We start from the raw sequence: 12,565 nt of genomic DNA, 5'->3' as shown, positions 1-12,565 counted from the left end.
GGAGGAGTCCATGAACACCGTCACCCGGCGCCGGTTCCTGACCGCCAGCGGGGTCGTCGCGGCCGGTGCGCTGGCGGCCGGCGGGACCGCGTACGGCCTGCGCGACGTCCTGGGCTTCCGCACCGACGAGCCGCGCGGCCGCACGCTCGTGCTGGTCACCCTCTACGGCGGCAACGACGGGCTCAACACGGTCATCCCGTACGCGGACCCCGCCTACGCCGCGAACCGCCCGTCGATGGCGTACGACGAGGGCGAGGTGTTGCGCCTCGACGACGAGTTCGGCCTGAACCCCGGCCTCGCCGGCCTGCACCGCCTGTACGGGCAGCACCGCCTCGCGATCGTCCACGGGGTGGGTTACCCGAGCCCGGACCGCAGCCATTTCCGCTCGATGGACATCTGGCAGACGGCCCGGCCCGAGCGTCCCGGCACGACCGGCTGGCTGGGCCGCTGGCTGGACACCGCGGGCGGCGACCCGCGCCTGGCCGTGTCGTTCGAACCGGTGCTGCCGCCGTTGCTGGCCGGCGCGACGAGCGCGGGCGCCACCGTTCCCGGCGGCGCCCTGATCCTGCCGGAGGGTGTCACCACGCAGGTCCTGGCCGGATTCGGTACGCCCTCGGCCGGCGAGTCGCCCGCCCGGGCGCGCGCGGCGGCCTGCTTCGCCGACCTGGTGAAGGTGCGCGACCTCGTGGACGACGTGATCCCCGACGAGGATCCGGATGCCGAGGCCCCGGCCACGGCCACCGGCGGGCAGGCTCCCCCGCTGGAGCGTCAACTGGCCCTCGTGGCGCGCTGCATCGAGGCGGGCTCCGCGACCCGGGTCTACTCCGTCTCGCTGGGCGGCTTCGACTTCCACGCCGACGAGAGGACGGCCCAGGAATCGATCCTGGCCGCGCTCGACAAGCCCCTCGCCGCGTTCGTGGACCGGATGGCGGACCGGGACGTGGTGGTGGCCGTCTACTCGGAGTTCGGCCGCCGGGTCCGCGCGAACGCCTCCGACGGCACCGACCACGGCACGGCCTCCACGGTCCTGCTCGCCGGCGGCGGCATCCCGGGCGGCCGGTACGGCGAGCCGCCCGGCCTCACCGACCTCGACGACGGCGACCTGCGGCACACCACCGACTTCCGCGACGTGTACGCCACCCTGCTCGCCGACGTGCTCGGCGCGGACCCGGAGCGCATTCTCGGCGGCTGGACGGGGCGTCTCCGATTTAGTTGACGAATCAAGTAATTCGCCGTACCGTTGCTCCAGAAGGTTGAAGCGTCAACGGAGGCAACCCATGAGCACCATGCCCGCCCTGTTCCTCAGCCACGGCGCTCCCCCGCTGGTGGACGACCCCACGTGGGTCGCTCAGCTGCAGGAGCTGGCCGCGGCCCTCCCCCGGCCCGAGGCCGTCCTCATGGCCTCGGCGCACTGGGAGTCGGCGCCGCTCATGCTCGGCGCCACCGAGACGGTTCCCCTGGTGTACGACTTCGGCGGCTTCGCCCGTCGCTACTACGAGGCCCGCTACGACGCGCCCGGCGCGCCCGAGCTCGCCGCCCGCGTCGAGAAGCTGATGCCCGACACCGAGCACGTCGCCCGGACGAACCGCGGGCTGGACCACGGCGCGTACGTGCCGCTGAGCGTGATGTATCCCGACGCGGACATCCCGGTGCTGCAGATGTCGCTGCCCACCCTGGAACCCGACCGCCTGCTCGAGCTGGGGCGCCGGCTGGCCCCGCTGCGCGAGGAAGGCGTGCTGATCATCGGCTCCGGGTTCACCACGCACGGGCTGCCGTTCCTGCGGGAATTCCGCACCGACGCGCCGGCCCCGGGCTGGTCGCGCGAGTTCGACGCGTGGGCCGCCGAGGCGCTGACCCGCGGCGCCGTCGACGAGCTGGCCGACTTCCGCAGCCGCGCGCCCGGCATGCCGTACGCGCACCCCACGATCGAGCACTTCGCCCCGATGTTCCTGACGCTGGGCGCGTCCGGCAACCCGGAGCAGAGCGCGCAGCAGCCGATCGACGGCTTCTGGATGGGGCTGGCGAAGCGCTCGTTCCAGGTGGCCTGACCGGGGGGTTTTCAGGTTCCTCCCAGCGTGACCGGGGATTCTGTGGGAACGTTCCGCCATCCCCGTCGCACCGACGCCCGGAGGTTCCCCCCTGATGCTGGAGGTCACCGCGCTCGGCTGGACGCTGACCATCGCGGTCATCGTCGCCCTGCTCGCCCTCGACCTGACCCTCGGCGTGCTGCGACCGCACGCCGTGGGTTTTCGCGAGGCCACCGCCTGGTCGGTCTTCTACATCGCCGTCGCCCTGGCGTTCGGCGTCGTCTTCGCCCAGATCGCCGGGTGGGACTACGGCACCGAGTACTTCGCCGGCTACATCGTCGAGAAGAGCCTGTCGGTCGACAACCTCTTCGTCTTCGTGATCATCATGAGCACCTTCGCGGTGCCCGAGAAGTACCAGCAGGAGGTGCTGACCTTCGGCATCATCATCGCGCTGGTGCTGCGGGTCGTCTTCATCGCGCTGGGCGCGACGCTGCTGTCGCTGTTCTCGTTCATGTTCCTGATCTTCGGCCTGCTGCTGATCTACACCGCGGTGCAGCTCTTCCGGCACCGCGACGAGGATCCCAGTGTCGACGACAACGCCCTGGTCAAGGCCAGCAAGCGGCTCTTCCCGGTGACCGATCAGTACGCCGGCGGCAAGCTGTTCGCCCGCATCGACGGGCGCCGCATGGCCACACCGCTGTTCATCACGCTGATCGCGATCGGCAGCACCGACCTGCTCTTCGCGCTCGACTCGATCCCGGCGGTGTTCGGCGTGACCGAGGAGGCGTACATCGTCTTCGTCGCCAACGCCTTCGCATTGCTCGGGCTGCGCGCCCTGTTCTTCCTCGTGAAGGGGCTGCTGGACCGGCTGGTCTACCTGTCGACCGGCCTGTCGCTGATCCTCGCCTTCATCGGCGTGAAGCTCGTGCTGCACTGGCTGCACGAGGACGTCTGGCACGACGCGCCGCAGATCAGCACGCCGGTCTCGCTGATCGTCATCCTGGTCATCCTGGTGATCACGACGGTGGCCAGCCTGGCGAAGACCCGGCGCGACCCGACGGCGAAGGCCCACGCCGGCAGCCTGCGGGCCCACGCGCCGCGCGAGGACCACGCGGACCGCTGACCTGCGGAGACGACGAAGGCCCCGGCAGAGCGCCGGGGCCTTCGCGCTGGGGGTGGCGCGCTCAGCCGCGATAACTGCCGACGGCGGTCCGCGTACGCATCCGCTCGTAGTCCTGCTGGTTGAGGATCGCGCGGATCTGCGCGGTGTCGGCCTCGTCGTGACGGCCGAGGATGAGGTCCAGCTCGGCGCGTTCGGCCGGGGTCTGGAAGGCAGCCAGCTCCGCGCTCAGCTGCCGGTGCGCCCGTCGCTGCGTACGACGGTTCGCCAGGCTGATGCGCGCGTCGGTGATTCGGTTCTTGAGGGGCATCGTCCGTCTCCTTACGGAAAGTGATGGCGAAAGCCTCGTCGCTCTCGTGATCCAGCTTCCGCCTTACGGACTACCGCAACAAATCAACCAGGTAAAACATTCGATGCAGACGTGACGCGGGCCACCGGAATGCTGTAGCCCGCGTCACTCTGCGTTGCTTATTGCCTGGTCACGCCCCTCCCGTGTTTTGCACCACAGGGGAGTAAAAACTAGAGGGTCAGCGTCCAGGTGTCGATACGGCCCGTGTCCCAGCTGTACACGTCGCGTACCTGCAGCTTCCAGGCGCCGTTCGCCGCCTCCGAGGAGAGGTTCACCGTGTAGGTGGCGTTGACGTTGTCGGCGCTGTCCGAGGAGCTGCTGTTCTTCAGCCGGTACGACGACCCGTCCGGCGCGACCAGGTCCACGACCAGGTCACCGCGGTACGTGTGGACGATCGAGACCGCCACCGTCGAGGTGGCCGAGGCGTTGCGCGCGCAGCCGCTGATCGTGATCGTGCTGGTCACCGCGGACCCGGCGTCCGGGATGGCCACGTCGGTGCCGTTGGTGCCGGTGCAGCCGCCGCCGGTGCCGCCGGTGACGGTCAGCGTGTACGTGGCGGTGTGCGTCGCGGAGCCGGTGCCGGTGACGGTGACCGGGTAGCTGCCCGCCGGGGTGGACGCGCTGGTCGAGATCGTCAGCGTGGACGACGAGCCGGAGGTCACCGAGGCCGGGCTGAACGCCGCGGTCGCGCCGCCGGGCAGGCCCGAGGCGCTGAGCGCGACGGACTGCGCCGAGCCCGCGGTGGTCGCGGTGGCGATCGTCGTGGTGGCCGCCGAGCCCGCGGCCACACTGCCCGAAGCCGGCGACGCCGAGATCGAGAAGTCGTTCGTGGGCGTACCGCCGCCGGTGCAGGTCGCCTCGCCGGACTGCGCGGGGACGCTGATCGCGTTCCACGCCGCCTTGACCGTGTCGAACTCGGTGCAGCTGCCCGGGTAGAGGTTCTTCGCCGCGTTCAGCGTGGCCGTACGGATGCTGGCGTACTTCCACGTGGAGGTCTTGGCCTGCATCGCGTTGTAGTAGATCTCGCCGGCCTTGCGGATCGAGATGCCGGTGACCGACGAGGAGTTGCAGGTCGGGCTGGACGGCTGCCCGTTGCTCGGCGCGGAGCCCTCGGCCACCAGGTAGAACCAGTGGTTGAGCGGGCCGGCCGCCGAGTGCACCTCGGTCGACGGGATCGAGCTCGACCAGCAGTTCGGGTCGCCGGCGAGCGACGGGTTGTACATGTAGCGGATCGGGCCGTCGCCGACCAGGTCCACCTCCTCGCCGACGCTGTAGTCCGGCGGGTCCAGCGGGCTGTTCGCGTACGCCTCGGTCAGCGCGCCGAAGATGTCGCCGGTGGACTCGTTGATGCCGCCGTTCTCGTTGCCGCTGCCCGCGCCGCCCGGCGTGTTCTGGAAGACGGCGTGGCCCAGCTCGTGGCCCACCACGTCGATCGGGGTCGCCTGCCGGGTGTTCGCCTGGTTGTGGCCGAAGTTGACGTACGAGCCGTTCCAGTAGGCGTTCACGTCGGACAGCCCCACCCGGATCGGCGGGTTGGAGCCGTTGCCCAGGATGCCGTTGCGGCCGAACCAGGCCGAGAACATGTCGACCTCACGCTGCGCGCCCCACAACGCGTCGACGCAGGCGGTCTCGAGGTTGGTGCCCGAGCCGTTGCCCCACGCGTCGTCCGTGCCGGTGTACGCGCTGCCGTTCTGCCCGCCGCACTTGAGGCCGGGACGGGTGGTGTCGGTCATCGAGTACGAGGACCCCGAGCCCGAGGTGTTGATGGTGACATTGCCGTAGTAGTAGCCGTTGCCCGTACCCTCGCGGACGTCGTCGACCTGATCGAGGACCCGGCCGGTACGCGCGTCGACGAACACGTGCAGGCGGCTCGGCCGCTGCTGGGCGGTGCGTCCCTCGACGACCACCTCGTACGCGAGCTTGGGCGTGCCCCAGGCGAGGACCTTGAGCTGCGCGGGCGCGGCGCTGTCCACCGTGGCCAGCCGGGCCCGCGCGGCCGCGGTGGCCTTCGCGGCGCTGACCGTGGCGGTCGTCGCGACGTCGATCGCGCCCGTCTGCGCGACCGCGGTGTCCTTGACCGTGCCGGCCGCGTCCGTGGTCACCACGACGTCGCCGCCGACCACGGGCAGGCCCTTGAACGTGCGGGCGTACGTCACGTACTGCAGGCCACGCGTGCCCTGCACGACGCCGGTGCGCTTGAGGGCGTCCCCGTCGGCGCGGCGCAGCAGCGACGCGGTGCCGGCGCTGCCGACGAGCCGGTCGGCGGAGGCCGCGGCCAGCGCGGAGGGGGCAGGTGCGGGGCTGGGCGACTGCTGCGGCTGGGCGGAGGCCGGCGAGGCCGCCAGCGTCAGCGCGGCCCCGGCGGCGAGCGCCGCCGCGGCCGGGATGAGTTTCTTACGTCCCACGCTCGTACTCCTTCTCTCGACCCGGTCAGGGCGAGGCCTGGGCGCGAGGTCCCGGGGTCGGGCGGCACCAGGCTGACTGGCTGTGACGCTAGGGATCGACAGCCGTCACCGAATCGGGGAAAACCCTTGTCGATGCGGGGGCGGTCGCGCCGAGCCGCTGGGAGAGCTGGGTGCGGGAGCGTACGCCCAGTTTGCGGTAGACCCGGGTGAGGGTCGCCTCGACCGTCTTGACGCTGAGGAACAGCCGGGTGGCGATCTCCCGGTTGCTGGCGCCCTCGCGCACCAGGCCGGCGATGCGGGCCTCGGTGGCGGTCAGGCCCAGGTCGGCGGGCAGGGCCGCGGTTCCCTCGGTACGGGCCAGCGCACGCTGCGTCTGCTCGGTCCACGGCTTCGCCTCCGCGGCCAGGAACAGGGCGAGCGCCGCGCCGATGGCCACGCGGGCGGCCGCGTACCGGCGGCGCCGCCGTTCCGCCCCGCCCTGCACGAGCAGCGCGTGGGCCTGCTCGACGGGCTGGCGCAGGCCGGCGAACCGCTGTGCCGCGGCGGCCGACAGGCGGACGGCCGAGTCGGCCTGACCGCTCTCGGAGAGCACGACCGCCGTGGCCCGGTCGAGGTAGCCGTTCAGGCCCGGCGAGGCACCGAGCCGCTCGGCGGCGGCCCGCGCCTCGGCGAGCATGCGGGCCGCCTCGTCGTGCTCGCCCAGCGCCGCCAGGCCGCCCGCGAGATCGCCCTGCCAGCGCACGATCATCGGGTCCGCCGCGCCGCCCTCCAGCTCACGGAGCCTGCGCAGCGCCGCCACGCCGGCCCGGGTGTCGCCCGAGCGCAGCCGCGCCTGGCCCAGGGCGTGCAGGTTGCGGCGCAGGTAGAGGCTGTCACCCTCCTGTTCGGACGCGCGGGCGCCGCGCTGGGCGTACCCGGCGGCGGCCTCGAGGCTGCCACCGGCCAGCTCGGCGACGGCCGCCGTGTACCAGGTCGGCCCGGGACTGAGCCCGGCCCGCTGGGCGGCGGTGACGGCGCGGTGGGCGTACCGCAGCGCGTCGCGGCAGCGCCCGGCGCGGGTGGCCACCTCGGACAGGCTGCGGAGCACTTCGACGAGCGCTTCGCCCGTACGGTCGTGCTCCGCGACGGCGAGCAGCGTGAGCAGTTCCGCGCGGGCTTCGTCGAGCCGGTCGTCCATCATGGCGAAACGGGCCGCCAGATAGCGCGGGCTCAGGTGCAGCCAGCCCGGCTCCGGCGGCGCGGGCAGCGCCAGCGCGCGCTCCAGCGTGCCCGTCCACTCCGCTTCGCCGCGCAACCGCTGCACCTGGGCGAGGGCGCTCAGGGCCATCGCCTCGGTGGCCGGGTCGCCGGCCAGCCGGGCGTCGGCGGCCGCCTCGGCGGCGCACGAGGCGGCGGTGTCCGGCGCGCCGCCGAGCATGGCCGCCCAGGTCAGCCGGAGCCGGACCGCCGCCAGCAGCATCGCGTCGCCGCCGGCCTCGTTGAGCGCCGCGGCGAACGTCTCCCCCATGTCGGCGAGCGCCTGCCCGGCCAGGTCCAGCAGCACCAGCCGGGCCCGGACCCGGTGCACGGCCGGCGCGCCGGCCGCGGCTAGCACGGCCTCGGCGGCCCGGCCGGCCAGCTCGGGCGCCCCGGCGGTCGTCGCCGTCCGCGCGGCCGCCACGAGCCAGTCGAAACGCTCGGCCGCCAGGCTGCGCGGGCACCGGTCGGCGGCCAGCAGGTGCAGCTCCGCCGCGGTGCCCCCGTCGCCGCGGGCCGCGGCCCAGGTCGCCGCGCGGACCAGCTCGCGGGCCACGTCGGCGTCCGGGCGGCCGCTGCGCAGGGCCCGGTGCCGGACGGCCACCGTCTCGTCCAGCGCCGCGTCGGCCAGCGCGTCGTGCACCCCGGCGCGCCGGGCGGCGCCCGCGTCCTCGGCCAGGACGCCGGCCAGCGCGGGCGGCGTGAACCGGATCGTCTCGCCGTCCAGCCGGACCACCCCGGCGGCCGCCGCCGCGCGCACGTCGCGGGCGGCGTCGTCGTGCCCGCAGCGGGTCAGCGTCGCGATGGTGGGCTCGGTGGCCAGGGCGGCCACCAGCAGCGTCGACGTGACATGTGGCGGCAGCGCGGACAGGCGGCGGCGCAGCACCGCCCGGGCTGCCTCGGGCAGCGGCGCCGGGCGCCACGCCGGCCCGGCGCCGACCACGCCGCCCAGAGCCAGGGCGAGCAGCGGATTGCCCCCGCTCGCCTCGTGCAGCGCCGCGGCCTTCCGGCACGGCAGGCCGCGCTCCTCGAGCAGCGCGGTCAGGTCGTCCGGGTCCAGCGGCGGGACCAGCAGGTCGGCGACCGGCGCGGGGCAGAGCCGGGCCGCACGGTGCCGGCCGGCCTCGTCCGGATGGCGTTGCGCGGCCACCACCCGGACCCGCGGCCCCGGGCGACGGCGCATGGCGAACCCGATCAGCTCGGCGGACTCGGCGTCGAGCCACTGCACGTCGTCCACCACGAGCAGGACCGGGCCGCCGCGGGCGCAGTGGGCCAGCAGGCTGGGCAGGACCAGGCGACGGGCCAGGGCCGGGGCGCCGGTGCGGGGAGCGCTGCCGCGGCGCAGGACGGCCAGGGCCGCGCGGTGCGCCGGGGGCAGGGCGGCGACGGCGGCCTGCGGCAGCTGCGCCACGAGGTCCGCGATCCCCGCGTACGGCAGCAGCCGCTCGGCCGGGGCGGGCCGCAGCCGTACGACCAGCTCACCACGCGCGCACGCCGCGGCGGCGACGGCGTCGAGCAGGGCCGTCTTGCCGATGCCCTCCGGCCCGTGCAGGGCCACCCCGCCGCCGGAAGCCAGCCGGGCCTCCACGGCGGCCAGCAGCGGCTGCCTGCCGACGAGGGCAGCGTTCGCGGGCCGCGCGGGGGTGTCCAGGGCGTCTCCCCAGGTGGATACCGGTCGATCGGTTGCAGCCTAAGGACCCTCCGGGAATGCATCAATGGGCCGCCGCTCTACGCTCGGAGCGTGACGAGCTACTTCGCGCGCGTGAGCGCCGGCCGGTTCCGGCCCAGCGAGCTGACCGGCGGTGCCTGGGCCACCGACGAGCAACACATCGCCCCGATGACCGGCCTGATCGCGCACGAGGTGGAACGCTTCGCCGCCCGGCGCGGGCCCGACGGCATGGTGATCACGCGGATCAGCATGGACATCCTGGGCGTGCTGAAGCTCGCGGAGTTCGACGTGGAGGTGACCGTCGTACGGCCCGGACGCACCATCGAGCTGCTCGAGGCCGTGGTGACCGCGCGGGGGCGGGTCGCCGTCCGCGCGCGGATCTGGCGCATGGGCCCGTACGACACCGCGGCGGTGGCCGGCGGCGACGGCGGTGTCCTGCCGCACCCGGACGGGCTGGTCTCGTACCCGCTCGGCGACGTGTGGCCCGGCGGCTTCATCGGCTCGGTGGACGTACGCCCGGTCGGCGAGCCACGCCCCGGCCACGCTCGGGTCTGGATCACCTCCGCCGCGAGCCTGGTCGCCGGCGAGGAGGCGAGCCCGCTCGCCGAGTACGTGAAACTGATCGACACGGCCAACGGCATCGCGGTGCGCGAGTCCCCCAAGGAATGGATGTTCCCCAACCTGGACCTGACCATCCACCTGCACCGGCAGCCGGAAGGGCGCTGGGTGGGGCTGGACACGGCGGTCACGTTCGGGGCGCAGGGCGTGGGGCTGACGAGCAGCGTGCTGCACGACGACCGGGGACCGGTCGGCCGCGCCGAGCAGATCCTGACGATCCGCCCGATCTGACCCGGGCCGCACCGCGCCGATCGGCGCGGGCAGCCGGCTCATTCGGCGCTGTACTCGCGCCCCTTGGGAATCGTGACGAGGATCGAGATGATCGCGATCAGCGCGAGGACGAGGTTGAAGAGGAACGTGATGAGCCCCGCCTGGCGGACCGCGGCGTTGGTCTGGATGCCCTGGGTGTGCAGCAGCTCACCGACGATCGTCACGCCGCTGCCCAGGAACGAGCTGAAGATCGTCAGCGACAGCGCCGCCCCGATGGCGCTCCCGAGCGACGACGCCATCTTGTAGATGCCCGCGCCGGCTCCCGCCTCGGCCGGTGGGAGGTTGGACAGCGCGGCGTCCGTCGACGGGGTCGCGTAGAAGGCCAGGCCGACGCCGAAGAGGCTGTAGGCGATGACGGCGAGCACGATGTACGGGCCCACCAGGATGTTCGTCGGCATGAGCAGGACGCAGGACAGCGCGACGATCATGGAACCCCAGAGCATCGGCTTGCGGGGGCCGAACCGCCGGAGCAGCTTCTCACCGACCCGGATGAACCCGATGATCGCGACCGCGTAGCCGATGGTCAGCAGCCCGGCCTTCCACGGGTCGAACAGCTCGGGGCGGGCGATCTGGAGCATCTGCTGGCTGACGATGAGCAGACCGATCGTGCCGTTGAGGACGAAGTTCGAGATCGTGGCGCCGGTGAACGTCGTGTTGCGGAACAGCCCGAAGTCGACGAAGGGCGAGACCCGCGTCCGTTCGTAGAAGAAGAACGCGACGCCGCCGATGACGGCCACGGCGGCGAGGACCAGCGTGGTGACCGACGCCCACCCCAGCTGGCGGCCGAAGATCAACACGATCATGAGGGACAGCACGGTGATCATGAAGATCACCAGGCCCACCACGTCGAACCGGGCGTGCGCGCCGCGCTCGGCACGGCTCTCGGGAGTGCCCCAGATCAGCGCGATGGAGGCCGCCGAGACCGCGATCGCGAGGTAGAAGATGACGCGCCAGTTGAAGGTCGACGCCACGAATCCGCCGTAGAGCGCCGCCACACCCGAGCCTCCCCAGGATCCGATGGACCACATCGACACGGCCCGCTGCCGCGCCGCACCGTCCCAGTAGGCCTTCACCAGGGCCATGGTCGCGGGCATGATGCACGCTGCCGACAGGCCCTGGATCGCCCGCCCCGCCAGCAGCAGCGGCAGGGCCGCGCCGCCCGAGGCGAGGATGATCAGGAGGGAGCCGAGGATCCCCAGGGCGTTGCCGACCAGGGCGATACGCACCCGGCCCACGCGGTCGGCCAGGCCGCCCATGAACACGATGAACAGGCCGGAGAAGAGCGCCGTGATCGAGACGGCGAGGTTCATCTGGTCGAGGCTGACCAGCGGCCTGGCCACCTCGTCGATCGGCGCGCCGTTGATGTCCGTGAGGATGCTGCGGGCGACGGTTCCCACCGTGCCGGCGAACATCCAGAAGGTCAGGACGCCGAGCACCATGCCCGTCAGCAGCCGGTCGTTGCCCTTGAATCCCTGCCCGGCCGCCGTGGCCGGCTGGGTGGTTGTCATGACGCGTCCTCCCCGAGGTAGGCCAGCGTCGCCACGACGATGGCCTCGGTCCCGGCGTCGAGCGTCGGATGGATCGCCGGCGCGAAGTGCGGCGAGTGGTTGGGGTACGCCTGCTGGTCGCGGGTGAAGCCGCCGACGCCCCAGTAGCTGTACGGGATCCCGAAGGCGTCCGGGACCCGGCTGAAGTCCTCGCTGGCGGTGATCCGGCCGAGCTCGACGACCCGGTCCTCGCCGAAGTACTCCCGGAAGGCCGCCGCGACCCGGGCGGTCACCGTCGGGTCGTTGTCCGTCAACGGGAACTGGTCGTAGTACTCGAACGCCGGCGGCTCAGGCGATCCCGAAGCCTCACACTCCGCGCGGACGATCCGCTCGATGCTCGCGATGACCCGCTCGCGGATCTCCGCGTCGTAGGTCCGCACGTTGACGAGCAGGACCGCGTGGTCGGCGATGATGTTGCTCTTCGTGCCGGCGACGCTGCTGCCGACCGTCACCACGGCGAACTCCCCGGGCTCGACCTCCCGGGCCACGATCGTCTGCAGGCGCAGCACGACGGAGGCGGCCAGCACGACGGGGTCGACGCCCAGGTGCGGCATCGAGCCGTGCGACCCTCTGCCGGACAGGGTGATCCTGATGCTGTCGCCCGCCGAGAGGACCGGGCCGGCCTGCCAGCCGAGCACCCCGGCCTCGTGGTTGAGGACGTGCTGTCCGAAGGCGACATCGGGACGGGGGATCCTGCTGGTGAGCCCGTCGGCGAGCATGGCCCGCGCGCCCGCGGCGGTCTCCTCCGCCGGCTGGAAGAGGGCGATGAACGTGCCGCTCCAGGCCTGTCTGGCCCCGCTCAGCAGCGCGGCCGCCCCCAGCAGGCAGGTGATGTGGACATCGTGCCCGCACGCGTGGGCGACACCGACTGCCGCACCGGACTCGTCCACGGCGGTGACGGTGGACGCGTACGGCAGGCCGGTGAGCTCGGTCACCGGCAGAGCGTCGATGTCGGCGCGCATGAGCACGGTCCGGCCGTTGCCGTTGGCGAGGACCCCCACGACGCCGCCGCCGATGTGCTGCACCTCGTAGCCCCACTCCCGGAGGCGCCGGGCGATCTCGGCCGCGGTCCGCACTTCGTGCGAGCTCAGCTCCGGATGGGCGTGCAGGTGCCGGTAGAGCTGCTCCTGCCACGTCCGCGTCTCGTCGATCCGCTTCAGCACGTCACCGGCGCCGGCCATTGCGCTCATCTCCCCGGCTGCGCGCATCCGGCACCATGCCGCCGGGGCTCGCTGCGAAAGAAGGCCTGAGGGTCGCCATCCACGGTCTTCGCGGGCGCGCCGGGCGCGGTAGGGCCGATGGTCCCGGAGCCGGACGCCATGCC

General features: G+C 72.9%; 9 protein-coding genes. 4 read left to right on the top strand and 5 right to left on the bottom strand.

Features of this window, described 5'->3' with window-relative positions:
* The first annotated feature begins 10 nt into the window (after positions 1-10).
* From AB0K03_RS13760 to AB0K03_RS13750, 3 genes are all read left to right on the top strand, one after another.
* Positions 11-1,216: a DUF1501 domain-containing protein gene (locus tag AB0K03_RS13760; protein WP_364684079.1), complete on the top strand. Its 1,206-nt coding sequence runs from the start codon at positions 11-13 to the stop codon at positions 1,214-1,216.
* 61 nt (positions 1,217-1,277) lie between these two features.
* The gene (locus AB0K03_RS13755; RefSeq protein WP_364684077.1) at positions 1,278-2,048 is read left to right on the top strand and encodes a class III extradiol ring-cleavage dioxygenase; all 771 of its coding nucleotides are present in this window, start codon (positions 1,278-1,280) and stop codon (positions 2,046-2,048) included.
* A 94-nt stretch (positions 2,049-2,142) separates the two neighbouring features.
* On the top strand, positions 2,143-3,150 hold the full coding sequence (locus tag AB0K03_RS13750; RefSeq protein ID WP_364684075.1) for a TerC/Alx family metal homeostasis membrane protein: 1,008 nt from the start codon (positions 2,143-2,145) through the stop codon (positions 3,148-3,150).
* A 61-nt stretch (positions 3,151-3,211) separates the two neighbouring features.
* Here the strand turns inward: AB0K03_RS13750 and AB0K03_RS13745 are convergent, their stop codons facing one another.
* From AB0K03_RS13745 to AB0K03_RS13735, 3 genes are all read right to left on the bottom strand, one after another.
* Positions 3,212-3,457, bottom strand: a complete 246-nt coding sequence (locus tag AB0K03_RS13745; RefSeq protein WP_364684073.1) for a hypothetical protein — start codon at positions 3,455-3,457, stop codon at positions 3,212-3,214.
* A 209-nt stretch (positions 3,458-3,666) separates the two neighbouring features.
* Complete coding sequence (locus AB0K03_RS13740; protein ID WP_364684072.1) at positions 3,667-5,901, bottom strand: M4 family metallopeptidase; 2,235 nt, start codon at positions 5,899-5,901, stop codon at positions 3,667-3,669.
* Between the two features lie 88 nt (positions 5,902-5,989).
* The gene (locus AB0K03_RS13735; protein ID WP_364684332.1) at positions 5,990-8,788 is read right to left on the bottom strand and encodes an AAA family ATPase; all 2,799 of its coding nucleotides are present in this window, start codon (positions 8,786-8,788) and stop codon (positions 5,990-5,992) included.
* A 90-nt stretch (positions 8,789-8,878) separates the two neighbouring features.
* On the opposite strand from AB0K03_RS13735, the gene AB0K03_RS13730 reads away from it, so the two are divergent.
* Positions 8,879-9,655 (top strand): thioesterase family protein, encoded by a 777-nt coding sequence (locus AB0K03_RS13730; protein WP_364684070.1) that lies wholly within the window; start codon positions 8,879-8,881, stop codon positions 9,653-9,655.
* Between the two features lie 38 nt (positions 9,656-9,693).
* On the opposite strand, the gene AB0K03_RS13725 is transcribed toward AB0K03_RS13730, so the two are convergent.
* A complete protein-coding gene (locus tag AB0K03_RS13725; protein WP_364684068.1) occupies positions 9,694-11,202 on the bottom strand; it encodes an MFS transporter in 1,509 nt (502 codons plus the stop codon).
* Entirely contained in the window at positions 11,199-12,449 is a 1,251-nt protein-coding gene (locus tag AB0K03_RS13720) for an amidohydrolase (protein ID WP_364684066.1), read from the bottom strand. Before AB0K03_RS13720 ends, AB0K03_RS13725 begins: the two co-directional genes overlap by 4 nt.
* Positions 12,450-12,565 lie beyond the last annotated feature (116 nt).

Source organism: Actinoplanes sp. NPDC049316 (assembly GCF_040677315.1).
Classification (GTDB): domain Bacteria; phylum Actinomycetota; class Actinomycetes; order Mycobacteriales; family Micromonosporaceae; genus Actinoplanes.
This window is presented reverse-complemented; position numbering and strand designations above follow the sequence as displayed.